This is a genomic window from Streptomyces olivaceoviridis (assembly GCF_014650115.1).
Lineage (GTDB): Bacteria > Actinomycetota > Actinomycetes > Streptomycetales > Streptomycetaceae > Streptomyces > Streptomyces olivaceoviridis.
In genome coordinates this window covers 374,755-398,693 of sequence record NZ_BMUI01000003.1, presented here as the reverse complement: position 1 = coordinate 398,693, position 23,939 = coordinate 374,755, and the positions used below count along the sequence as shown (strand labels likewise).

The following is a 23,939-nucleotide window of genomic DNA, read 5'->3' as shown; positions in this document are numbered from 1 at the left end:
GCGGGGTCAGGACGACTTCACGAGGCGGCGCACGTTGTCGACCGAGCCGCATCCGGCCTTCAGCCGGCGCTCACGCTCTTCGAGGAACGCCGCGCCCAGCTCCGCGCGCCGCTCCGCCGCCACGTTCTCGCGCGCCCCGTTGAGGATCGTGCGCTCCTCCTCGTCGGCGTGGTGGGTGACGGCCTCCACCAGCGCCTCCAGCTTCTCGTCCCACTCCTCGGAGCCGACCTCGTCGACCTCCAGGAGGGCCAGCAGGGCCTCGTTGCCCTCGTCGTGCTCGTGCTCGCCGTGCTCGACCTCTTCGTCGTCGATGTTCCTGTACCGCTTCAGGGCGGGGTAGACCTCGGCCTCCTCGGCCAGCGCGTGCGCGATCAGCAGGTCCGCGAACTCCTCCAGCGCGGACGCACGGTCGGCCTCCACGCTGCGCATGAGGCGGAACAGGTCCTCCATGCGCCGGTGGTCCTGGAGGATCAGCTCGACGACATCCCGGGTTTCGGCCATGGAACGGGCACCACCTTCGTACGTACGGCACTACCGTGCCAATGGATGGGTTCCCACCGACTACCCCCACCGTCCGCGTTGATGGCCTCCCGGCTCCGCGCTGTACCTTCGTCCTCACGTCGTAGAGGAGAGTCAACGTGAGCAAGTTCGTGCGGCCGGCGGCCGAGGGCGCCGACCCCTTCGGCACCGCCCGTCTGCGTCGCGGTGTCCTCGACGCCTGGGCGACCAGCCCCGCCCGGTTCCGGGAGGACGCCAACGCCGAGGAGGATCTGGTCCTCGGGGGGTACCGGGACCGGCTCGTCGTCGAGCTGGCCCAGAACGCCGCCGACGCCGCCGCGCGGGCGCAGGTGCCGGGGCGGTTGCGGCTCACCCTCCGCGACGGCGTGCTCGTGGCCGCGAACACCGGGGCCCCGCTGGACGCGGCCGGTGTCGAGTCGCTGTCCACGCTGCGGGCCTCCGCGAAGCGGGACGCCGAGGCCACGCCCGGTGCCGTCGGCCGGTTCGGGGTCGGGTTCGCCGCCGTGCTCGCCGTCACCGACGAACCGGCGATCGTGGGGCGGCACGGGGGTGTGCGCTGGTCCCTCGCCGAGGCCAGGGAGCTGGCCGCCGACACCGCCCGGCACAGCCCCGGGCTCGGGGACGAGGTGCGGCGGCGGGACGGGCACGTGCCCCTGCTCCGGCTGCCCTTCGCCGCCGAGGGCACCGCTCCCGAGCCGTACGACACCGCCGTCATCCTGCCGCTGCGGGACGCCGCCGCCGCCGACCTCGCCGAGCGGCTGCTCGACGGCGTCGACGACGCCCTGCTCCTCGCCCTGCCGGGGCTGGCGGAAGTCGTCGTGGAGGTCGGCGACGAAGCTCCCCGCACGCTCAGCCGGCGTACCGACGGCCCCTTCACCATCGTGGAGGACTCCCGGGACGGCATCACCAACTGGCGTACGGCCTCGGCGAACGGGGCGCTCACGCCCGAGCTCCTCGCCGACCGGCCGGTCGAGGAACGGCTGCGTCCGCACTGGTCGGTGACCTGGGCCGTGCCCGTCGACGCCTACGGCGCCCCGGCCCGGCCCCGTACGAGCCCCGTCGTGCACGCGCCGACGCCGAGCGACGAGCCCCTCGGCGTGCCCGCCCTGCTCATCGCCTCCTTCCCGCTGGACACCACCCGCCGGCACGCGGCTCCCGGCCCGCTCACCGACTTCCTGGTGGAGCGCGCCGCCGACGCGTACGCCGGACTGCTCGCCTCCTGGCGGCCGGTGCTGGCCGGGATCATCGACCTCGTGCCGGGGCCGCTCGGCAAGGGCGCGCTGGACGGGGCCCTGCGCCAGGCCGTGCTGGAGCGGCTGCCGCGCACCGCCTTCCTGCCCCCGGCCGTCGAGGCGAAGGGCGACGACGAACTGCCGGAGGCGCTGCGGCCCCGCGACGCCGAGATCGTGGAGGGTGCCGGCGCCGACACCGTGCGGGTGCTCGCCGAGGTGCTGCCCACCCTGCTCCCGGCGGGGCTGGAGCGGCGCGCCGAGCTGCGCACCCTCGGGGTGGCCCGGCTGCCGCTCGCCGACGCCGTCGACCGGCTCGCCGGACTGGAGAAGGAACCGCGGTGGTGGTGGCGGCTGTACGACAGCCTCGCCGGGGTCGACCCCGAGCGGCTGTCCGGGCTGCCGGTGCCTTTGGCTGGGGGCACCTCCCAGGCTTTCGGCTCTGGGGGAGGGCGAACCACGATCGGGCCCCGGCAGGTGCTGCTGCCCGCGCCGGACGCCGCCCGGATCGACCCGGACGTGCTCGGGCGGCTCGGACTGAAGGTGGCGCACGCGGACGCCGCGCACCCGCTGCTGGAGAAGCTCGGCGCGCTGCCCGCGACCCCGCGCGCGGTGCTGACCACGCCTCAGGTGCGGGCCGCCGTGGCGGGCTCGCTGGAGGACGACGGCGCCCTCGGCTGGGAGGAGGACGCGCCGGACGCCGAGGAACTGGCCGACACGGTGCTCGCACTGGTGCGGGACGCGGGACTCGAACCGGGGGACGAGCCCTGGCTGGGCGCCCTCGCGCTGCCCGACGAGGACGGGGAACTCGCGCCCGCCGGTGAGCTGGTGTTCCCCGGCAGCCCCTTCGCCCGGGTCATCCGGGAGGGTGAACTGGCCGCCGTGGACGCCGACCTGGCGGAGAGGTGGGGTGAGCAGCCGCTCGCCGCGTGCGGGGTGCTCGCCGGCTTCGCGCTCGTCCGGGCCACGGACGTCGTCCTGGACCCCGACGAGCTGGAGCCCCGCGAGGGCGACTACGCCGAGCCCGACGACGCCGGACTGCTGGACGCCGTGGACGTGTGGTGCGAGGACATCCTCGACCGGTTCCCGGACAGCCCGGTGCCGCCGGTCGCCACCGAACTCGTCGCCGTCCGCGACCTGGACCTGGTGGACGACGACCACTGGCCCGAGGCGCTCGCCCTGCTGGCCCGGCCGCCGCTGCGGGACGCCCTCATCCAGCCCGTGCGCGTCCTGCTGCCCGACGGCACCCATGAGGTCGTACGGCCGTACACCGCGTGGTGGCTGCGCGGGCACCCGGTGCTCGACGGGCGGCGCCCGGCCGGGCTGCTCGCGGCCGGCGGGGACCCGCTGCTGCGCGGGCTGTACGACGAGGCCGACGCCACCGGGTTCGGGGACGAGCAGGTGCTGCGGGCGCTCGGCGTGCGCACCTCGGTCGGCGCGCTGCTGGACGAGCCCGGCGGCGCCGCCGAACTGCTGGACCGCCTCGCCGACCCGGAGCGGCCCGTCACGCCCGCCCAACTGCACGGGCTGTACAGCGCGTTGGCGGAGCTGGATCCCGAGCAGGTGACCCTGCCGGACGAGCTGCGGGCCGTGGTCGACGGACGCGTGGAGGTCGTGGACGCCGGGTCGGCCGTCGTGGTCGACTCACCGGACCTGCTGCCGTTCACCTCGGGTGTGCCGCTGCTGCCGGTCCGGCCGGCGCGGGCCGCCGAGCTGGCCGAGCTGTTCCAGGTGCGGCGGCTGAGCGAGTCCGTCACCGGTGAGGTGCACTCCGAGGGGACCGAGCACGACGTACCGGACCCGGTGCGGGTGCTGCTCGGGCCGCGTACGCCGGACACCTACGTCGAGCACGAGGAACTCGTCGTGGACGGCGTGGAGATCGACTGGCGGCTCACCGACGACGGCGTGCCGCACGCGGCCACCCTGGAGGGGGTCGCGGCGGGGCTGGCCTGGGCGGCGGGGCAGTGGCCCCGGCGGTTCGAGGTGGCCGCGCTGCTGGAGGACCCGTCCCGGACGGAAGAGCTGGCGCGGGACCGGTGGTTCGACTGACCCGGGCCCGTTCCGCGGGGGCCGGCACCCACTGAAACACGCCCGCACAAAATTTTCACGACTCGTACAACCTTTCACTCCGTCCCCGCGTCACATCTGCGGAGTCACCCGACTCCCCAGATCTCAACGTGGGGACCACACATGCGCATCCGTGCCTCTGTCGCCGTTGTCGGCGGCGCCCTGGCCCTGTCCGCCCTCGCCGTCCCGGCCGCCCAGGCCGACGGCGGCTACGGCGACACGAAGATCACCAAGGTGGTGGTCGACGGTGACAACAAGGTGCAGGTCGGCATCTCCAGCGCGGTGACCGTCAAGGTCAGCGTCACCGCCACGGACAACTCCGGCATCAAGGGCGCCGACGAGTTCACCCTCTACGGCCCCGACAACGGGTACGCGGGCACGGGCAAGCCCACCTGCACCAAGGTCAACGCCACCACCGCCACCTGCACCGCCTCGGTGAAGATCGACCCGAAGACGGACTACCTCACCAACAAGAGCGCCGGCACCTGGTACGTGGACGCCTGGGTCGACGCCGAGGACGGCGACTTCGTCTGGAAGCAGAAGGCCGGCTCCTTCTCCTTCCAGCGCGCCGCCAGGCTCACCGCCAACGCCTCCCCGGAGCCGGTGAAGAAGGGCAGGACCGTCACCGTGACGGGTGCCCTCACCCGCGCCAACTGGGAGTCGCTGAAGTACGGCGGCTACGGCTCGCAGTCCGTGAAGCTCCAGTTCCGCAAGAAGAGCTCCAGCACCTACACCACGCTGAAGACCATCAAGGCGGACACCAAGGGCAACCTGAAGACGACGACCACCGCCACGGTCGACGGCTACTTCCGCTTCTCCTTCGCGGGCGGCTCGACCACCTCGGCGGTCAACGCCACGGGTGACTTCGTCGACGTGCAGTAAGCGGCACGCGTCCGGCCCCGGGAGTGCCTGCCGTCGCTCCCGGGGCGGAACGTTCCTTCTCAGTTGTGTCATGTGCTGGTAATCCCCGGTCCAAATCTGGCCGGAAAGAGGTCTTGCCGTACAACCCGCCCCCTGCTTCGCCGATCTGATCGCGTGAGTCGACCGACTCCACGATCACTTCTCCCTCCAGGGGAACGCACATGCGCATACGTGCCACCGTGGCCGCCGTCTCCGGCGCCCTGGCCCTCTCCGCCTTCGCCGTCCCGGCCGCACACGCCACCGGTGACTCCGGCACGCCGTACACGCTGAACGTCAGCTTCTCGAACGTCACCATCGCCAAGGCGATCAAGGTGGGCACCACCAACGAGGTCAGTGCCACCTACTCGTACACGCTGACGCACGGTTCGGACGTGAACATCGGGGCGAAGGACTTCTACTCCGACGCCTTCCTCTACAAGGGCTCGTACGACACCTCGACCGCCGAGCTGTACGGCGACAACCCGGCGACCTGCACGCCCGTCACGACGACGACGGCCACCTGCAAGGGCACCGTCGACATCTACCCGGCCGACGGGGACCTGAAGAGCGCCTGGGCCGGTTCCTGGGGCGTGGCCGCCGAGGCCGTCGCCTTCAACGGCCAGGACCAGAACAACCCCGACCTGAGCAAGGTCGGCTACAAGGACAAGAGCGGCCTCGGCAGCACCCTGGTGCAGCGCTACTCCAAGCTCACGGCCAACGCGGGCCCCGAGCCGGTCGCCAAGGGCAAGACCCTCACGGTGACGGGCAAGCTGACCCGGGCGAACTGGGACGACCACCTGTACCACGGCTACACCAGCCAGCCGGTCAAGCTCCAGTTCCTCAAGGCGGGCACGTCCACCTGGACCACCGTCAAGACGGTCACCACGGACTCGTCCGGCAACCTGAAGACCACCACCACCGCGAACTACGACGGCTACTGGCGCTACAGCTTCGCGGGCACCTCGACCACCCCGGCGGTCAACGCCGCGTCCGACTACGTCGACGTGCAGTAGCGGCACCCGACCGGACTCAGTCCGGGAAGCGGCGGCCGACCCACCTCCACAGGTACTCCAGGGCGGCCGCCGCCACCGCGGCCACGCCGACCGCCGTCCACGGCAGCTCCATGCCGACCAGCTTCAGCGCGAAGAAGTCCTGGAGCGCCGGGATCGCGAGGACGAACAGGAAGGCCACGGCCATCGCGGCCACCAGGGCCACCCGCCACCAGGTGTAGGGGCGGGCGATGATCGCCAGGACCCACATGGAGATCAGGAACAGGGTCAGGGTGGCCGCGCTCGTCTCCGCGCCCAGGGCGCCGGGGCCGGTGTAGTGGTGCCGCGCCAGCAGGTACGTGGCGAAGGTCGCGACCCCGGCCAGCACCCCGCCGGGGACCGCGTACCGCATCACCCGGCGCACGAAGTGCGGTCTCGCCCGCTCCTTGTTCGGGGCGAGGGCCAGGAAGAAGGCCGGGACGCCGATGGTGAGCGTGGACAGCAGGGTCAGGTGCCGGGGCAGGAACGGGTACTCCACCTGCCAGCACACCACCAGCACCGCCAGCAGCACCGAGTAGACCGTCTTCACCAGGAACAGCGTCGCCACGCGCGTGATGTTGCCGATCACCCGGCGGCCCTCGGCGACCACCGAGGGCAGGGTCGCGAAGCTGTTGTCCAGCAGCACGATCTGGGCCACCGCCCGCGTGGCCTCCGAACCGGAGCCCATGGCGACCCCGATGTCCGCGTCCTTCAGGGCCAGCACGTCGTTCACGCCGTCCCCGGTCATCGCGACCGTGTGCCCGCGCGACTGGAGCGCGCCCACCATGTCCCGCTTCTGCTGCGGGGTCACCCGCCCGAAGACGGTGCCCGCGTCCAGGGCCTTCGCCATCTCCGGCCGCTCGGCGGGCAGCCGCCGCGCGTCCACCGCCGTGCCCTCCAGGCCCAGCTTCGCGGCGACCGCCCCGACCGAGACCGCGTTGTCACCGGAGATGACCTTGGCGCGGACGTCCTGCTCGGTGAAGTAGCGCAGGGTGTCGGAGGCGTCGGGCCGCAGCCGCTGTTCCAGGACGACCAGGGCGGTGGGGCGGGCGCCCCGGGCCGGCTCGGCGTCGTCCAGGTCGCGGTGCGCGCGGGCCAGCAGCAGCACGCGCAGGCCCTGCTCGTTCAGGCGCTCGGTCTCGGCCAGCGCCGGGTCGTCGGCGCCGAGGAGCACGTCCGGGGCGCCCAGCAGCCAGGTGCTGGTCTCGCCGTCGCCCTCGCTGAACGCGGCCCCGCTGTACTTGCGGGCGGAGGAGAAGGGCAGCGACTCGACGCAGCGCCAGTCGTCGCTGTCCGGGTAGGCGTCGATGATGGCCTGGAGGGAGGCGTTGGGGCGGGGGTCGGACTCGCCGAGCGCGCCGAGCACCTTGCGCAGGTACGTCTCGTCCGCGCCGTCCAGCGTCCGCAGCTCGGTGACGTCCATGCCGCCCTCGGTGAGCGTGCCGGTCTTGTCCAGGCAGACGGTGTCGACACGGGCCAGACCCTCGATGGCCGGCAGCTCCTGCACGAGGCACTGCTTGCGGCCGAGCCGGATGACGCCGATCGCGAAGGCCACGGAGGTGAGCAGCACCAGTCCCTCGGGGACCATCGGCACGATCCCGCCGATCGTGCGGGCGACGGAGTCCTTCAGGTCGTCGTTCTTGACGACGAGCTGGGTGATGACGAGTCCGACGGCCGCCGGGACCATCATCCAGGTGACGTACTTCAGGATCGTGGAGATGCCGGTGCGCAGCTCGGAGTGGACGAGCGTGAACCGGGACGCCTCCTCGGCGAGCTGGGCGGCGTAGGCCTCGCGGCCGACCTTGGTTGCGGTGAAGGCGCCGCCGCCCGCGACCACGAAGCTCCCGGACAGCACCGGCTCGCCGGGACGTTTGACGACGGGGTCGGCCTCGCCGGTGAGCAGCGATTCGTCGATCTCCAGCCCGTCCGCCTCCGCGCACACCCCGTCGACCACGATCTTGTCGCCCGGACCGATCTCGATGAGGTCGTCCAGGACGATCTCATGGGTGGCCACCTCGGTCGCGACCCCGTCCCGCCGTACCGTCGGCCGGGCCTCCCCGATCACCGCGAGCGAGTCCAGGGTCTGTTTGGCCCGCCACTCCTGGACGATGCCGATGCCGGTGTTGGCGAGGATCACGAAGCCGAAGAGGCTGTCCTGGATCGGCGCCACGAACAGCGTGATCAGCCACAGGACGCCGATGATCGCGTTGAACCGGGTGAAGACGTTGGCCCGGACGATCTCCCCGAGCGACCGGCTGCCGCGCACCGGTATGTCGTTGACGAGGCCCCGGCCGACGCGGTCCGCGACCTCGGCAGCGGTCAGCCCGGTCGCGGGGCGCCCCGGCAGGGCCACGGGATGCACGGGGTCGAGTTCGGCGCCCGCGTCTATATGGCTCATGCAGTCGACGTTACGTGTGATTTCGCCCGCCCGCCCACCAAACGGGCCCGGGGGCGGAGCCCCCGGTGGCCGGCCGGGCTACTCGGCCGGCGTCGCCCGCACAGCCGCCGACCGCTTGATCGCCGCGTCCCGCTTGCGCACGTACCAGACTCCGATCAGTCCCAGCCCGCCCCCGGCCAGGCACGTCCACAGCCACCACAGGTGCCCGTGGTCCTCGAACCAGCCGTAGAAGGGGAGCTGGACCAGGAAGAGGACGAACCACACGAGGGTGCCGCCGGTGATCGTGGCGACCACGGGCCCCTCCAGGGGCTCCGGCGCCTCGTGCTTGGGGGTCCACTTAGCCATGCGCACAGCTTAAGCGCCGCCAGGGTCTACGCGCGGAGATGGCGATCTGCTACTCATATGTTCATACTGAAACCGTTTGTCTTTGACCGTTTCTAATCGTAGGAAACTCCAACGGGGCTCGGGGGGACCCCGCTGGTGATGAGGTCCCGCATGTCCACCTCGGCACCCGCCAAGGTCCCCACCCCCGAGAAGCCGGGTGGCGCGCCCGCCTACGGCGCCCTCGACCGCTACTTCAAGATCTCCGAGCGCGGCAGCAGCCTCGCCCGTGAGGTCCGTGGCGGTTTCGCCACCTTCTTCGCGATGGCGTACATCATCGTGCTGAACCCGATCATCCTCAGCAGCGCGAAGGACATGTACGGGCACCACCTGGACAACGGCCAGCTGGTGACGGCGACCGCGCTGACGGCCGCGTTCTCCACGCTGCTGATGGGCGTCATCGGCAACGTGCCGATCGCGCTCGCCGCCGGCCTCGGCGTGAACTCGGTCGTCGCCCTCCAACTCGCGCCGCGCATGTCCTGGCCGGACGCCATGGGCATGGTCGTCCTCGCCGGTTTCGTGGTCATGCTGCTGGTCGCCACCGGTCTGCGCGAGCGCGTGATGAACGCCGTGCCGTTCGGCCTGCGCAAGGCGATCTCCATCGGTATCGGCCTGTTCATCATGCTGATCGGCCTGGTCGACTCCGGTTTCGTCACCCGTATCCCGGACGCCGCCCAGACCACCGTCCCGGTCCAGCTCGGCACCGGCGGCCACCTCACCGGCTGGCCGGTCCTGATCTTCATCCTGGGCGCGCTGCTCACCTTCGCGCTGATCGTCCGCAAGGTGCCGGGCGCGATCCTCATCTCCATCGTCGGCATGACCGTCCTCGCGGTGATCATCAACGCGGTCGCCACGATCCCGTCCTGGGGCCTGACGGTCCCTAAGTGGCCGGGCAACCCGGTCGACACCCCCGACTTCGGCCTGGTCGGCCAGATCAGCCTGTTCGGCGGCTTCTCCAAGGTCGGCGTGCTGACCGGCATCCTCTTCGTCTTCACGGTCCTGCTGTCGTGCTTCTTCGACGCGATGGGCACGATCATGGGCATCAGCGACGAGGCCAAGCTGACGGACGCCGAGGGCTACATGCCGGGCATCAACAAGGTCCTCCTCGTGGACGGGCTCGCGGTCGCGGCGGGCGGTGCCAGCTCCTCCTCGGCCACCACCGCCTTCGTGGAGTCCACGGCCGGCGTCGGCGAGGGCGCCCGTACCGGCTTCGCGAACGTCGTCACGGGCGGCCTGTTCGCCGTCGCGCTGTTCCTCACCCCGATCGCCACGATGGTCCCGTCCCAGGCGGCCACCCCGGCGCTGGTCGCGGTCGGCTTCCTGATCCTGTCGAACTCCGTCAAGGAGATCGACTGGGCGGACTACACCATCGCGATCCCGGCGTTCGTGACGATGCTGATGATGCCGTTCACCTACTCGATCACGAACGGCATCGGCATGGGCTTCATCACCTTCACGGTGCTGCGCCTGGTCGCCGGGCGGGCCCGGGAGATCCCGGCGGCGATGTACGTCGTCTCGGCGGTCTTCGCCTTCTACTACCTGATGCCGGCCCTGGGTCTGACCTGACCGGCGGGCGTCAGGTGACGCCGTAGAACTTCTCCGTCTCCTCGACGGCGGTCTGGAACCGCTCGTCGAAGTCATCCCGAATGAGCGTCAGGACGACATAGTCCTGGACGCTCATTCCTCTTCTCGCCGCGTGATGCCGGAGCCGTTCGAGCAGCTCCCCGTCTATCCGCAGGCTGAGCACGCTGGTCCCCATGTCCAGAGGGTCGCCACAGCCGGCCGTCCGTTGCGTCCATTTCCGGACCAGGCTCACCCGTACGGGTGATCGGAGGGTTCAGTGGCGGGCGTCACGGGCATTCTGGGTACACCCGACTGCTCTTTAGCGAGAGTAATGAGTTACGCTAAAGAACATGCCGGACCTTACCCATGGCGACGACGCAGCCGCCGTGAACGCACTCCGTTCCGCAGTGATGCGGTTGTCCCGTCGGCTCAAGCACCAGCGGGTCGACGAGTCGCTGAGCCCCACCGAGATGTCGGTGCTCGGCACCCTCGCCCGCTGCGGCTCCGCCACCCCGGGCGAACTGGCCCGCAAGGAGCACGTCCAGCCGCCGTCGATGACCCGCATCGTCGCGCTGCTCGAAGCCAAGGGGCTGGTCAGGCTGGAGCCGCACCCCGAGGACCGGCGCCAGAAGGTCGTCACCCAGACCGAGCAGGCCGAGGCAATGCTCGAAGAGAGCCGCCGCAAGCGCAACGCCTTCCTGGCCGGCCTGGTCGAGGGCCTGGACGAGGACGAGTGGGCCGCCCTGCGCACCGCCGCCCCCGTGCTGGAGAAACTCGCACACCTGTAAGCGCGCCATCCGAGGAGGCGAACCCTTTTGAGTACGGGATCCGGAACACCTTCCGCCCCCGCACCGGCCCCTACCACCCCTGTCGTATCCCGTAAGTCCTCGATGTTCAGCTCGCTGAAGATCCGGAACTACCGCCTCTTCTTCATCGGCCAGGTCGTCTCCAACACCGGCACCTGGATGCAGCGCATCGCCCAGGACTGGCTGGTCCTCAGCCTCACCGGCTCCTCCGCGGCCGTCGGCATCACGACGGCCCTCCAGTTCCTGCCGATGCTGCTGTTCGGTCTCTACGGCGGCGTCCTCGTGGACCGCCTGCCCAAGCGCCCCGCCCTGCTGGTCACCCAGACCGCGATGGCCCTCACCGGTCTCGTGCTCGCCGCCCTGACCCTCTCCGGGCACGTCCAGGTCTGGCACGTCTACGTCGCCGCCTTCGCCGTCGGCCTCGCCACGGTGGTCGACAACCCGGCCCGGCAGTCCTTCGTCTCCGAGATGGTCGGCCCCGAGCAGCTTCAGAACGCGGTCAGTCTGAACTCGGCGAACTTCCAGTCCGCCCGGCTGGTCGGCCCCGCCGTCGCCGGCCTGATGATCACCGGGGTGGGCACCGGCTGGGCGTTCCTCGCCAACGGCCTGTCCTTCGCCGCGCCGATCGCCGGCCTGCTGCTGATGCGCGCCCGCGAGCTGCACGTGGTCGAGCGCGCGCCGCGCGGCAAGGGCCAGCTCCGCGAGGGCCTGCGGTACGTGGCGAAGCGGCCGGAGCTGATCTGGCCGATCGTCCTGGTCGGCTTCATCGGCACCTTCGGCTTCAACTTCCCGGTGTGGCTGTCCGCCTACGCGGACCACGTCTTCGACGCCGGAGCCGGTGCCTACAGCCTCTTCAACACCCTGATGGCCGTCGGCTCCCTGGTCGGCGCCCTGCTGGCCGCCCGGCGCGGCACGGCCCGGCTGCGCGTGCTGATCGCCGCCGCGCTGGCCTTCGGCACGCTGGAGACCGTGGCCGCGGTGGCGCCGTCGTACTGGCTGTTCGCGCTGCTCATGGTCCCGATCGGGGTCTTCGGCCTGACGGTGAACGTCACCGCGAACACCGCCGTGCAGATGGGCACCGACCCGGCCATGCGGGGCCGGGTGATGGCCCTGTTCATGATGGTCTTCATGGGCGGCACGCCGCTGGGCGCGCCGGTGGTCGGCTGGATCACCGACACCTACGGCGCCCGGATCGGCTTCGCGGCCGGCGGTGTGGTGTCGGCGGCCGCGGCCGGGGCGATCGGCCTGGTCCTGGCCCGCATCGGCGGCCTGCGCCTGTCGGTGGGCTGGCACCGCGGCCATCCGCGGGTCCGGTTCGTGCCGCGCGAGCGGGAGCGGCTTGCTACGGCGGCGTGAGCCTCCCGGCCGCCCCCGTCAGCGTCCGCCCGGAGGGTCCTGGTCGACCCTCCGGGCCAGCACCTGTCCCGGCCAGTCGTCCGGGCCGTGGGTGTAGGTGTGCGTCGGGGTGAAGCCGTTGGCCTCGTAGTAGGCGACGAGCCCGCGGTCGCCGCCCGCGTAGCAGTCCACCCGGAGCAGGCCCACGCCGGCCCGCCGGGTCGTCTCGGCGGCGTGCGCGAGCAGCGCGCTGCCCACGCCCCGCCCCTTGAAGCGGCGGTCGGAGGCGAGCCAGTGGATGTACCGCTCGGGCTCGCCGGGCAGCGGGAGGTGGGACAGGTAGGCGCCGGGCCCGTCGGTGAGGGTGAGCGTGGCGGCCGGTACGCCGTCCACCTCGGCGATGTACGGGGTGCCCTCGGCCAGGGCGCGCGCGACCGCCTCGACGGTCCTGGCGTGCCCCGACAGCGGCTCGGTGCCCCACTGGCCGGTCCGCCCCTGTGAGACGAGCCACTCCACACTGCTGTCGAGCATGCCCAGTACCGCGGGCAGGTCGTCGGGGCCGCCTTCGCGGATGGTGATCGCCATGAGCCCCATCATGCCCGCCGGGGTCTGGGATCGTGAGGTGCATGAGACTCTTCGCCGCCGTACTGCCCCCCGGGGACGCCGTGGAGGAACTCGCCGCGCAGGTGGCCCGGTTGAGGCGGCTGCCGGGCGCCGACCGGCTGCGCTGGACCGAACGCCCCGGCTGGCACTTCACCCTCGCGTTCTACGGCGAGGTCGCCGACGACGTCGTACCCGCCCTGTCGGACCGCCTGGCCCGCGCGGCCCACCGTACGGCCCCCTTCCCGCTCTCGCTCGCGGGCGGCGGCCGGTTCGGCCGGGGCCGGGCGCTGTGGACCGGCGCCCGGGGTGACGTGGAGGCGCTGCGGCTGCTGGCCGACCGGGCGGAGGCGGCGGCACGGAAGGCCGGGGTGCCGATGGGGGAACACCGGCGCTACACCGCCCATCTGACGCTGGCCCGCGGCCGGGACGCGGTGGACGTACGGCCGTATGTGGCGGCCCTCGCGGAGTTCGCCGGCGAGACCTGGACCGTGGCCGACCTGTCGCTGGTGCGCAGCCGGCTGCCGACGTCCGGGGTGCCGGGGGAGCAGCCCCGGTACGAGGTGGTCGAACGGTGGGCGCTGGGCGGGGCCGGTTAGTCTCGAATACGTGGACCCGAAAACCCGGAACCGGATCATGGCCGGTGCGCTTGTGTTGATGTTCGTGGTGGTGGCCTTGGCGTCGGCCGTCAGGTAGCGGTCGGTCTCAGGCGCCCACGCGGCGGAGCCGCATGTCGCATGCAGCCCCGCCGCCCCTTCGGGCGCTGACCCTTCCCGGCGTTTACCAGGCGAACGCCTCCGGCGACGGGCCCGGGCCCGGGAAGATCTCGTCCAGGCCGGCCAGCAGGTCCTCGCCGAGCTCCAGCTCGACCGCCCGGAGGGCCGACTGGAGCTGGTCGGCGGTGCGCGGGCCGACGATCGGGCCCGTCACGCCGGGGCGGGTCAGCAGCCAGGCCAGGGCCACCTCGCCGGGCTCCAGGCCGTGCTTGTCGAGCAGGTCCTCGTAGGCCTGGACCTGCGCGCGGGCCGCCGGGTCCTTCAGGGTGTCCACGGTCCGGCCGGAGGCGCGGCGACCGCCCTGCACCTCCTTCTTGAGGACCCCGCCCAGCAGCCCGCCGTGCAGCGGCGACCAGGGGATGACCCCGAGGCCGTAGTCCTGCGCGGCCGGGATGACCTCCATCTCGGCGCGGCGCTCGGCGAGGTTGTACAGGCACTGCTCGCTGACCAGGCCGATGGTGCCGCCGCGGCGCGCGGCGGTCTCGTTGGCCTGGGCGATCTTGTAGCCGGGGAAGTTGCTGGAACCGACGTAGAGGATCTTGCCCTGCTGGACGAGGACGTCGATCGCCTGCCAGATCTCCTCGAACGGGGTGCTGCGGTCGATGTGGTGGAACTGGTAGAGGTCGATGTGGTCCGTCTTCAGCCGCTTCAGGCTGGCGTCCACCGCGCGCCGGATGTTCAGCGCGGAGAGCTTGTCGTGGTTGGGCCAGGCCTCGCCGTCGCCGGCCATGTTGCCGTACACCTTGGTGGCGATGACGGTCTTGTCGCGCCGGCCGCCGCCCTTGGCGAACCAGTCGCCGATGATGGACTCGGTCCGGCCCTTGTTCTCGCCCCAGCCGTACACATTGGCCGTGTCGAAGAAGTTGATGCCCGCGTCCAGCGCCGCGTCCATGATCGCGTGACTGTCGGCCTCGTCGGTCTGCGGACCGAAGTTCATCGTCCCGAGGACGAGCCGGCTGACCTTGACTCCCGTGCGTCCGAGCTGCGTGTACTTCATGGTCCACCAGCCAACGGCTTGGAGTGCGCTCTATGCAAGGCCTGTCGCGGGCAGGGAGCCGCCCTCGTGGTGCACGATCACGCCGAGCCGGTTGGCCGCGTTGATCATGGCGACCAGGAAGACCAGCGCGGTGCTCTGTTCCTCGTCGTAGTGTTCGCGCACCTCGGCCCACGTCTCGTCGGACACGCCCGGGTGGGCGTCGGCGATCCGGGTGCCTTCCTCGGCGAGCGCCAGCGCGGCCCGCTCGGCCTCGGTGAACACGGTGGAGCGGCGCCAGGCGGCCACCAGGTGGAGCCGGACCGCGCTCTCGCCGGCCCTCGCGGCCGTCTTGGTGTGCAGGTCGACGCAGAAGCCGCAGCCGTTGATCTGGCTGGCGCGCAGCATCACCAGCTCCTGCGTGCTCCGGGGCAGCGTCGACCGCGTGATCCCGAGGCTGACGTCGGCGAACCGCTTGCCGAGCTCGGCGCCGAGGTCGTTCGTCATCAGGTGCAGACGGGGTTCCATGTCGTGGTCCTCATCGAAGGGGGTCGGTACCGCGCCACATCGGCGGCGCGGTGTCCTGTCGACCACGAGATGCCGGCCGGCCCGCCGGTGTGACAACCGCGGGCCTGTGACCTGCGCCACCCCACGGGTGCGGCGGCCACATCACCCCGGGAGCGTCCCGTGTCCGTCCCTGCCCGGCTCTGTGCCGTCGTCCCCGCGCTGCTGCCGTCCGCGGAGGCGGACGTCCCCGAACCGCTCGGCCTGCCGGGCCACCGCCTGCCGGCCCGGCGCGGCGACGACGCGCTCCGGGTCCAGCCGCTGGACGACGCCTTCGTGCCCCCGGGGGACCGGGTGCGTCCGCCCGCGCCCTGGCCGCGTCGGCGCGGGACGTGGGCGGTGGCGCCGGACGCGAGCCTGGCCGTGTTCGCGGGCGTGCACGCGCTCCGGGCGGTGGAGCCGTCGGGGGCGACGCGCTGGGAGGTGCGGCACGGCTGCTGGTACGGCGCCTGCCGCGCACCGCACACGTCGTACGAGGAGTACGGCGACCGCGCCGACCACCGTCACCCGGAGCGCGGCTCGGCCGGGTTCTCCGTGGACGGGGCGTACGTGTGGGCGCTCGTGCGCGGGCCGCTGGCCGTGGGCGAGTCGGGCGCGGACGTCGTCGACGAGTGGCTGCTGCTGGACGCGCGGGACGGGCGGATGCTCGCGCGGGCCGGCGCCGGGGCCGCGGCGGCGGGCAGTTTCCACCTGCCGCACCCGGCGGACCCGGGGCAGATGGGGCTGAGCATCGGGGAGGGCCAGGACGGGGCGCCGCTGCGCCGGGGCCGCTGGGACGGGACGGAACTGTCCGTCCGGTACGTCGAGGGCGACCTGGCCCTGATGGGCCTGAGCCCCTCGGGGGAACGGCTGATGACGGTGACGCACGACCAGGACGCGCCGGCGGTCCGCGACACCGGCGGCTCGGTGCCGGAGGGCCTGGAGTGGGACGCCGGGACGGCCGTCCCCCGGCACCCCGAGGCCGAGCCGGACAACGACGAGGCGCTTCCCTACGGGGACTGGGCGGGCACGCGCACGCCGGTGGAGGTCGGCTACCCGGTACCGGTCGGCATCCGGCCGCCCATGGCCACCCTGGGCGACGGCAGATGGGTCACGCCGGCCGACTCGGGGGAGGCGTTGTACGTGTGGGAGCGGGGCTAGTCGCGGGGGAAGTCGTCGGTTTTGAGGACGAGGCCGACCACGGTGCCGGTCAGGTCGATGTCGGTGCCGAAGTCCACCCGCGTACTCACGGCGTAGTCGCCGTCCTTGGGGTCGGTGTGGATGTGGCACCGCCGCTGGTAGGGGTCGGCGATGAGGTAGACGGGGACCTCGGCGGTGGCGTAGGCCGTCCGCTTGGGGCCGTAGTCGTTGTGTGCCGTGCCCTTCGAGATGACCTCTGCGACGAACTCGACGTCGGCACAGCGCCAGAGACCCCCGGGCGTCTTCTCGGCGCCCTCGGCCACGAGCGTGACGTCGGAGCAGAATCCGTTGAGATGGCCCGGGTAGTCGATGCGGACGTCCGACTTGACGCGCTTGCGCGGGTACTTGGTGCGCAGCTGCTCGTAGATATCGGCGATGATCTCCCAGTGGGTGTCCCGCTGCGGCGTCATGAAGATGGCCCCCCCGACGATGTCGACCTTGTATCCCTCGGGGGTGGTCCGCTCAAGCGACTCGAACAGGGCGTCCAGAGTCAGCTCGTCGCTCTCCTCGGCCATCTCGATCCTGTCTTCGAGGACGGTCATCGTGGCGCTCCTCCCCGGCTGCCCACGCAAAGGTGCAGCCGCGCAGTACAACGATAGGCAGCACGACGAGGAGACGCCGGGATTCGGTCAGCTTGTTCCCGCCACGTACACCTGTCCGACCCCCCACGCCTCCCGCATCGCCCCCGCGAACGCCTCCGCTATCAGGTGCTCCCCGCGCGCGTTGGGATGCGTGCCGTCGTAGGTGTCGGTGTGGAGGTCGTACCCCTGCGGCGGCGAGGCCAGCAGGAGCCGCGAACGTGGCTCGTCCAGGTCGGCCACCGCCTTGGCGAGCAGCACGTTGAACCGGTCGACCTGGTCGGCGAAGGACGCGTCCTCCGCCGCCCGGATGTTCGGGATGACCGGCAGCAGCACCATCCGGATGCGCGGGTCCGCCTCCCGGGCGCCCGCTACGAAGGCCCGTACGTTCTCCGCCGTCTGCTCGGCGTTCGTGTAGAAGCCGAGGTCGATCAGGCCCAGGGAGACCAGGAGGACGTCGGGGCGGTGGGCGCGCACCGCGTCGCCGATCAGCGGGGCCATGTGCAGCCAGCCCTCGCCCCAGCCCGCGAGGTGGGCGCGTGGGAAGCCGGGGTCGGCGTAGGCGAGGGACGTCGGGGCGTCGGCCTGCTTGTCGTACAGCGTCTCGCGCGGCCCGACGAAGGTGAACGGGCCGCGGTACGCCCCGCACAGGTGCTGCCACAGCCGGTAACGCCATGTGTGTTCGCCCGCGCTCCCGATCGTCATGGAGTCGCCCACGGGCATGAACCTAAGCATCCGGTCATGATGGACGATCTCCGTGATCCCCGGGACCGGTGGTGCCTGTGAGGCGGACCACGTCCCCCGGTCCGTGGCGGACACGTGCCCTGAACCCCCGGCGGGAATGGCAGGCTTGGGGCATGCGTCGATCGTTCGCCGTCCTCGCCGGGGTGCTGCTCGCCGGTGCCTGCGCGCTGCCCGCCTCCGCCGCCGGGGGAACCGCCGATGGAGCGGGTGACCAGGGGTTCACCCTCAAGGACCCGCGGATCACCGAGTCCAGCGGGCTCGCCGCCTCCCGGCTGCACCCCGGCGTCTACTGGACGCACAACGACAGCGACGACGGGCCGTACCTCTACGCCGTGGACAGCGCGACCGGGAAGACCGTCGCCCGGATCACCCTGCGCGGCATCGGTTCCCCGCGTGACGTCGAGGCCATCTCCATCGGGCCGCACAACGAGATCTACGTCGGTGACATCGGCGACAACTTCGGCGGCAAGTGGCCCTACGTGTGGATCTACCGGCTGCCCGAGCCGAAGGACCTGACGGACCAGACGGTCACGGCCACGCAGTACGTCGTGAAGTACTCCGACGGGCCGCGCGACGCCGAGTCGCTGCTCGTCCACCCGAAGACCGGGCGCGTCTACATCATCGACAAGAAGGAGGACGGCGGGCACCTGTACGAGGGCCCGGCCGCCCTGTCCACCTCGGGCGCGAACGTCTTCAAGCCCATCGCCGCCGTCGACCTGTGGGCCACCGACGCCGCGTTCTCCCCGGACGGCCGGGACCTCGCCGTGCGCGGCTACTTCGGCGGCATCCACTACCTCTGGAACGGTGGCCGCATCAAGCGCGAGGGGCGCCTGGACGTCCCGTTGCAGGGGCAGGGGGAGTCCGTGTCGTACTCCGCCGACGGCACCAAGCTGATGTACGGCAGCGAAGGCGCGAACAGCGCCGTACAGGCCGTCGACGCGCCCGGCCGGCCCGACGCCGGGTCGTCCTCGAAGGGCGGTTCCGGCACGTCGGCGGACGGGGGCGGCGGGGGGAGCATCAAGGTCGGTGCCGTGATCGTCGTGGTCGGTGTGGCGGCCCTGTTCGGCCTGCGGCGGCTGCGGCGCGGCTGAACGGGGCGCGATCCGCCCGGCGGCGACGAAGGGGCGCCCGGTGGTGCCGGGCGCCCCTTGGGCCAACCGTGTCCGGGGACGGTCAGAGCTTCTCGATCACGTAGTCGACGCACTTCGTCAGCGCCTCGACGTCCGCCGGGTCGACCGCCGGGAACATCGCGATGCGCAGCTGGTTGCGGCCGAGCTTGCGGTACGGCTCGGTGTCCACGATGCCGTTCGCGCGCAGCACCTTGGCGACGGCGGCGGCGTCGATCTCGTCGGAGAAGTCGATCGTGCCGATGACCTGCGAGCGCTTGGCCGGGTCCGAGACGAACGGGGTGGCGTACTTGGCCTCCTCCGCCCAGGAGTACAGCCGGGTCGAGGAGTCCTTCGTACGGGCCGTGGACCAGGCGAGGCCGCCCTGGCCGTTGAGCCACTCCAACTGCTCGTTGAGCAGGAAGAGGGTGGCGAGGGCCGGGGTGTTGTACGTCTGGTTCTTGCGGGAGTTGTCGATCGCCGTCGGGAGCGAGAAGAACTCCGGGACGTGCCGGCCGGAGGCGTGGATCCGCTCGGCGCGCTCGATCGCGGCCGGGGAGAAGACGCCGATCCACAGGCCGCCGTCGGAGGCGAAGGACTTCTGCGGGGCGAAGTAGTAGACGTCGGTCTCGGCGACGTCGACCGGGAGGCCGCCCGCGCCGGAGGTGGCGTCCACGAGGACGAGCGCGCCCTCGTCGGCGCCGGCCACGCGCTTGATCGGCATGGCGACACCGGTGGACGTCTCGTTGTGGGTGAAGGCGTAGACGTCGACGCCCGCCTCGGCCCGCGGCTCCGGGTGGGTGCCGGGGTCGGAGGCGATGACGGTGGGCTCGGCCAGCCAGGGCGCGAGCCCCGCGGCCTTGGCGAACTTCGAGGAGAACTCGCCGAAGTTCAGGTGCTGCGACTTGTTCTCGATCAGCCCGTGCGTGGCGATGTCCCAGAAGGCGGTGGAGCCGCCGTTGCCGAGGACGACCTCGTAGCCCTCGGGGAGGGAGAACAGCTCGGAGATGCCCTCGCGGACCTTGCCGACCAGGTTCTTCACCGGCGCCTGCCGGTGGGAGGTACCCAGCAGGGAGGTGCCGGTGGCGGCGAGGGCGTCCAGCGCCTCGGTGCGCACCTTGGAGGGGCCGGCGCCGAAGCGTCCGTCGGCGGGCTTGATGTCTGCGGGAATCTGGATGTCGGCCACGGGACGAGGTTAGCCCGTGGCGCAGAGCGAGGTGGAGACATGTCCGTTCGATGAGACGAGATCACCGGGACGTGGGCTTGTGGGGTTGTACGACGATACGCGCGGGCCTGTGGAAAACGTGGGGTGACTGTGCGTGAGCGGATGCATCCTGGACGCATGACGGATCGAACGGGTGGTGCGGGGGCGGCCCAGGGAGCCGGGGCCGGGGCCGGGGGCGCGCGGGGTGCCGGGGCCGACGGCGCCGGCGTCGCCGAGCTGGCCGGCGCGCTGCGCGGGGCCGTGCGCGGCGAGGTCGCCTTCGACGCCACCGCCCGCGCGCTGGTCACCATGGACGCGTCCAACTACCGGCGGGTGCCCCTCGGGGTCGTGGCCCCCAGGGACACGGACGACGTGGCCGCCGTGCTGGAGGTGTGCCGGGCGCGCGGGGTGCCCGTGGTGGCGCGGGGCGGGGGGACGTCGATCGCCGGGCAGGCGACCGGCGCCGGCGTGGTGCTGGACTTCACCCGGCACATGACCGGCCTGCTGGAGCTGGACCCGGGCAGCCGCACGGCCGTCGTGCAGCCGGGGCTCGTGCTCGACCGGCTCCAGGAGGCCGCCGCACCGCACGGGCTGCGGTTCGGCCCCGACCCGTCCACGCACAGCAGGTGCACGCTCGGCGGGATGATCGGCAACAACTCCTGCGGTTCCCACTCGGTCGCCTGGGGCACGACCGCGGACAGCGTGCGGGAGCTGTCCGTGCTCACCGCGCGCGGGCAGCGGCTGCGGCTCGGGCCGGGCTGGGCGGGTGCCCCGGAGGGGCTGCGGGAGCTGGCCGAGGGCGAACTGGCCCGGCTGCGCACGGGTTTCCCGGACCTGCCCCGCCGCATCTCCGGGTACGCGCTGGACGCGCTGCTGCCGGAGAAGGGCGCGGACGTCGCCCGCTCCTTCTGCGGCTCGGAGGGCACCCTGGGCATCCTCACCGAGGCCGTGGTCGGCCTGGTCGAGGCTCCACGCGCGCGTGCCCTGGCCGTGCTGGCGTACACCGACGAGAGCGCCGCCGCCGAGGCCGCCGCGGGCCTGCTGCCGCTGCGTCCGCTCACGGTGGAGGGCATGGCCGCCGACCTGGTGCCGGCCGGAGCGGGGCTGCCGGCGGGAGGCGCCTGGCTGTTCGTGGAGACCGGCGGGCAGACGGCGGCGGAGGCACGCGCGCGGGCGGAGGAGATCGTGCGCGCCGCCGACGTCGTGTCCGCGCTGGTCGTCACCGACCCGGCGGACCAGCGGACCTTGTGGCGCATCCGCGAGGACGCGTCCGGCACGGCCACCCGGATGCCGGACGGCACGGAGGCCTGGCCCGGCTGGGAGGACTGCGCGGTGCCACCGGCCCGGCTCGGCGGCTACCTGCGCGACTTCCGCGCCCTGCTCGCCGCCCACGGCCTGCGGGGCACGCCGTACGGCCACTTCGGCGACGGCTGCATCCACGTCCGCGTCGACTTCGACCTGCTCACCGAGGCCGGTGTCGGCCGCTTCCGCCGCTTCTCCGAGGAACTGGCCGACCTGGTGGTGGCCCACGGCGGCTCCCTCTCCGGGGAGCACGGCGACGGGCAGGCCCGCGCCGAACTGCTGCCCCGCATGTACGGCGAGGAGACGGTCCGGCTGTTCGAGCGGGCCAAGGCGGTCTGGGACCCCGACGACCTGCTCAACCCCGGCATGCTGGTCCGCCCGGCCCCGCTGGACGCGAACCTCCGCTTCTCCGTCCTGCCGAGCCGGCCGGTCGACGTCGCCTTCGGCTACCCGGCGGACGGGGGCGACTTCGCCGCGGCCGTCCGTCGCTGCGTCGGCGTCGCCAAGTGCCGTACGACGGCGGCGGCCGGCCCCGCCGTGATGTGTCCCTCCTTCCGGGCCACCGGCGAGGAGGAGCACTCCACCCGCGGCCGGGCCCGGCTGCTGCACGAGATGCTCGCGGGCGAGCTGATCACCGACGGCTGGCGGTCCCCGGAGGTCCGGGACGCCCTCGACCTGTGCCTGTCCTGCAAGGGCTGCCGCTCGGACTGCCCGGTCGGCGTCGACATGGCCACCTACAAGGCGGAGTTCCTGCACCACCACTACGCCGGCCGCCGCCGCCCCGCCGCCCACCACACCATGGGCCGGCTCCCGGAATGGCTCCGCTGGACCGCCCGCACACGGATGGCTCCGCTGGTCAACGCCCTGACCCGGGTAGGTCCGTTGGCCGGCCTCGGCAAACGGCTGGCCGGGATCACCCCGGAACGGCGGATCCCCCGACTGGCGACACGGACGTTCACGGGGTGGTGGCGCAGCCGGGGCCCTGCCGGGGGCATGTCGGCTGGGGGCGTGGGGGGCCTGCCCGCGCCGGGCGTCGGGAACCTGGTCGTTCTCTGGCCGGACACCTTCACCGAGTACCTGGCGCCGTCCGTCGGCCGGGCCGCCGTGCGGGTGCTGGAGGCTGCCGGGCTGCGTGTGGCCCTGCCGCCGACACTGCTGCTGCGCCGGGGAGCGATCGCCGACGGCAGGACCAGGGCGGCGACCGCGCTGCTCGCGGCCCGCCGCGCCCGGGTCTGCTGCGGACTGACCTACGTCTCCACCGGCCAGCTGGACCGCGCCCGCACGGTCCTGCGCCGCACGCTGGACCTGATGGAGCCGGTGCTGCGGGCCGGGGTCCCCGTCGTCGTCCTGGAACCGAGCTGCGCCGCCGCTCTGCGCACCGACCTCCCGGAGCTGCTGCCCGACGACCCGCGCGCCGCCCGGCTGTCCGCCGCCGTCCGCACCTTCGCCGAGACCCTGGAACGGCACGCCCCGCACTGGACCCCGCCCGCCGTCGGCCGCCCGGTCGCCGGCCAGACCCACTGCCACCAGCACGCGGTGCTCGGCGACACCGCCGACCGCCGGCTGCGCGCCGCCGCCGGCCTCACCGGCGACCTGAGCGGGGGCTGCTGCGGCCTGGCGGGCAACTTCGGCTTCGAGAAGGGCCACTTCGAGGTCTCCCGGGCCTGCGCGGAGGAACAGCTCCTGCCCTCGGTACGGCAGGCCCCGCCGGACACGGTGGTCCTGGCGGACGGCTTCTCCTGCCGCACCCAGCTGGAGCAGCTCGCCGGAGTGCGGGGCCGGCACCTGGCGGAGGTGCTGGCGGACGCGCTGGAGTCCCCGGCGGGGGGTGCCGGGTGAGCGAGGACGACGAGTACACCCGCCTGGCGGTCCTCTCCGACGTCCACGGCGTGCTGCCCGCCCTGGAGGCGGTCCTGGCGGAGCCCGAGGTGGCCGCCGCCGACCGGATCGTCCTCACCGGGGACATCACCGCGGGCCCCCAGCCGGCCGAGGTGCTGGACCTGCTGCGCGAGCAGGGCGACCGGGTGCTGTGGATCGGCGGCAACGCGGACCGGGAACTGGTGGAGTACCGGCGGGGCGAGCGCGCGGAGATCCCGGACCCCATCGGCCCGTACGCCGCCCGGGCGCTGCGCCCGGACCAGGTCGACTTCCTGGCCGCCCTGCCGCGCACCCGCACCGTGCGCGTGCGCGGTCTCGGCCCGGTCCTCTTCTGCCACGCCACCCCGCGCGACGACGAGGAACTGGTTCTGGTCGACTCGCGCCCGGCCCGCTGGACGGAGGTCTTCACCGGCCTGCCGCCCGGCATCGGCACGGTCGTCTGCGGCCACACCCACATGCCCTACGTCCGCCTGGCCCACGGCCGTCTGGTGGTCAACCCGGGCAGCGTCGGCATGCCCTACGGCCGCCCCGGCGCCCACTGGTGCCTCCTCGGCCCCGGCACCGACCTGCGCGTGACGCCGTACGACATTCCGGCGGCGGTGGCCCGGCTGACCCGGGAGTGCGCCTACCCGGACATCGCCGCGTGGGCCGACTACTTCCTGTACGCCCGGGCGACGGACACGGAGGTGCTGGAGGCGTGGGGGCCGAAGGACGGGCGGGACGCTTCGTAGGGTGAGGACACCCGCGATCTCCACGGACGCCGGCGGTACCGTCACCGACACAGCGGCACCGTCATCGACACAGCGGCA

21 protein-coding genes are annotated in these 23,939 nt (G+C 72.5%); 11 read left to right on the top strand and 10 right to left on the bottom strand.

Annotated features, from left to right (window positions below; all coding sequences use genetic code 11):
* Positions 1-6 precede the first annotated feature (6 nt).
* Positions 7-501 carry a hemerythrin domain-containing protein gene (locus tag IE273_RS08270; protein WP_189814477.1) on the bottom strand — a complete coding sequence of 165 codons (495 nt, stop codon included), beginning with the start codon at positions 499-501 and terminating at the stop codon, positions 7-9.
* Positions 502-638: 137 nt separating this feature from the next.
* Here IE273_RS08270 and IE273_RS08265 point away from each other — a divergent pair, with 137 nt between their 5' ends.
* From IE273_RS08265 to IE273_RS08255, 3 genes are all read left to right on the top strand, one after another.
* Positions 639-3,797 carry a sacsin N-terminal ATP-binding-like domain-containing protein gene (locus IE273_RS08265; RefSeq protein ID WP_189814476.1) on the top strand — a complete coding sequence of 1,053 codons (3,159 nt, stop codon included), beginning with the start codon at positions 639-641 and terminating at the stop codon, positions 3,795-3,797.
* Between the two features lie 141 nt (positions 3,798-3,938).
* Positions 3,939-4,697: a calcium-binding protein gene (locus IE273_RS08260; RefSeq protein WP_189814475.1), complete on the top strand. Its 759-nt coding sequence runs from the start codon at positions 3,939-3,941 to the stop codon at positions 4,695-4,697.
* Between the two features lie 200 nt (positions 4,698-4,897).
* Positions 4,898-5,728: a hypothetical protein gene (locus tag IE273_RS08255; protein ID WP_189814474.1), complete on the top strand. Its 831-nt coding sequence runs from the start codon at positions 4,898-4,900 to the stop codon at positions 5,726-5,728.
* Between the two features lie 16 nt (positions 5,729-5,744).
* Here IE273_RS08255 and IE273_RS08250 read toward each other — a convergent pair whose 3' ends face one another.
* Together IE273_RS08250 and IE273_RS08245 are read right to left on the bottom strand one after the other, a co-directional pair.
* The gene (locus tag IE273_RS08250) at positions 5,745-8,141 is read right to left on the bottom strand and encodes an HAD-IC family P-type ATPase (RefSeq protein WP_189814473.1); all 2,397 of its coding nucleotides are present in this window, start codon (positions 8,139-8,141) and stop codon (positions 5,745-5,747) included.
* Positions 8,142-8,219: 78 nt separating this feature from the next.
* Complete coding sequence (locus IE273_RS08245; RefSeq protein WP_189814472.1) at positions 8,220-8,486, bottom strand: DUF2530 domain-containing protein; 267 nt, start codon at positions 8,484-8,486, stop codon at positions 8,220-8,222.
* Between the two features lie 150 nt (positions 8,487-8,636).
* Between IE273_RS08245 and IE273_RS08240 the strand changes: the two genes are divergently transcribed.
* Entirely contained in the window at positions 8,637-10,088 is a 1,452-nt protein-coding gene (locus IE273_RS08240) for an NCS2 family permease (RefSeq protein WP_189814471.1), read from the top strand.
* 10 nt (positions 10,089-10,098) lie between these two features.
* On the opposite strand, the gene IE273_RS08235 is transcribed toward IE273_RS08240, so the two are convergent.
* Entirely contained in the window at positions 10,099-10,281 is a 183-nt protein-coding gene (locus IE273_RS08235) for a ribbon-helix-helix protein, CopG family (protein ID WP_189814470.1), read from the bottom strand.
* A gap of 154 nt (positions 10,282-10,435) precedes the next feature.
* On the opposite strand from IE273_RS08235, the gene IE273_RS08230 reads away from it, so the two are divergent.
* Entirely contained in the window at positions 10,436-10,873 is a 438-nt protein-coding gene (locus IE273_RS08230; RefSeq protein WP_041665295.1) for a MarR family winged helix-turn-helix transcriptional regulator, read from the top strand.
* A 102-nt stretch (positions 10,874-10,975) separates the two neighbouring features.
* Positions 10,976-12,247: an MFS transporter gene (locus IE273_RS08225; protein WP_189814469.1), complete on the top strand. Its 1,272-nt coding sequence runs from the start codon at positions 10,976-10,978 to the stop codon at positions 12,245-12,247.
* A gap of 18 nt (positions 12,248-12,265) precedes the next feature.
* On the opposite strand, the gene IE273_RS08220 is transcribed toward IE273_RS08225, so the two are convergent.
* Positions 12,266-12,811: a GNAT family N-acetyltransferase gene (locus IE273_RS08220; RefSeq protein ID WP_189814468.1), complete on the bottom strand. Its 546-nt coding sequence runs from the start codon at positions 12,809-12,811 to the stop codon at positions 12,266-12,268.
* Positions 12,812-12,852: 41 nt separating this feature from the next.
* On the opposite strand from IE273_RS08220, the gene thpR reads away from it, so the two are divergent.
* Positions 12,853-13,425, top strand: a complete 573-nt coding sequence (gene thpR, locus IE273_RS08215; protein WP_189814467.1) for an RNA 2',3'-cyclic phosphodiesterase — start codon at positions 12,853-12,855, stop codon at positions 13,423-13,425.
* 181 nt (positions 13,426-13,606) lie between these two features.
* Here the strand turns inward: thpR and IE273_RS08210 are convergent, their stop codons facing one another.
* Positions 13,607-14,599: an aldo/keto reductase gene (locus IE273_RS08210; RefSeq protein WP_189814466.1), complete on the bottom strand. Its 993-nt coding sequence runs from the start codon at positions 14,597-14,599 to the stop codon at positions 13,607-13,609.
* A gap of 30 nt (positions 14,600-14,629) precedes the next feature.
* Positions 14,630-15,103, bottom strand: a complete 474-nt coding sequence (locus IE273_RS08205) for a carboxymuconolactone decarboxylase family protein (RefSeq protein WP_189814465.1) — start codon at positions 15,101-15,103, stop codon at positions 14,630-14,632.
* Between the two features lie 159 nt (positions 15,104-15,262).
* Between IE273_RS08205 and IE273_RS08200 the strand changes: the two genes are divergently transcribed.
* The gene (locus IE273_RS08200) at positions 15,263-16,279 is read left to right on the top strand and encodes a hypothetical protein (RefSeq protein WP_189814464.1); all 1,017 of its coding nucleotides are present in this window, start codon (positions 15,263-15,265) and stop codon (positions 16,277-16,279) included.
* On the opposite strand, the gene IE273_RS08195 is transcribed toward IE273_RS08200, so the two are convergent.
* Positions 16,276-16,860, bottom strand: coding sequence for a Uma2 family endonuclease (locus IE273_RS08195; RefSeq protein WP_189814463.1), 585 nt, complete (start codon positions 16,858-16,860; stop codon positions 16,276-16,278). The two genes, IE273_RS08200 and IE273_RS08195, sit on opposite strands and share 4 nt — an antisense overlap.
* A gap of 87 nt (positions 16,861-16,947) precedes the next feature.
* The gene (locus IE273_RS08190) at positions 16,948-17,631 is read right to left on the bottom strand and encodes a GDSL-type esterase/lipase family protein (protein ID WP_189814462.1); all 684 of its coding nucleotides are present in this window, start codon (positions 17,629-17,631) and stop codon (positions 16,948-16,950) included.
* Positions 17,632-17,753: 122 nt separating this feature from the next.
* On the opposite strand from IE273_RS08190, the gene IE273_RS08185 reads away from it, so the two are divergent.
* Complete coding sequence (locus IE273_RS08185; protein WP_189814461.1) at positions 17,754-18,731, top strand: TolB-like translocation protein; 978 nt, start codon at positions 17,754-17,756, stop codon at positions 18,729-18,731.
* An 82-nt stretch (positions 18,732-18,813) separates the two neighbouring features.
* On the opposite strand, the gene serC is transcribed toward IE273_RS08185, so the two are convergent.
* Positions 18,814-19,932, bottom strand: coding sequence for a phosphoserine transaminase (gene serC, locus IE273_RS08180; RefSeq protein WP_189814460.1), 1,119 nt, complete (start codon positions 19,930-19,932; stop codon positions 18,814-18,816).
* A 156-nt stretch (positions 19,933-20,088) separates the two neighbouring features.
* Here serC and IE273_RS08175 point away from each other — a divergent pair, with 156 nt between their 5' ends.
* Entirely contained in the window at positions 20,089-23,091 is a 3,003-nt protein-coding gene (locus IE273_RS08175; protein WP_229887128.1) for an FAD-binding and (Fe-S)-binding domain-containing protein, read from the top strand.
* A complete protein-coding gene (locus tag IE273_RS08170; protein ID WP_189814459.1) occupies positions 23,088-23,861 on the top strand; it encodes a metallophosphoesterase family protein in 774 nt (257 codons plus the stop codon). Before IE273_RS08175 ends, IE273_RS08170 begins: the two co-directional genes overlap by 4 nt.
* Positions 23,862-23,939: the final 78 nt, after the last annotated feature.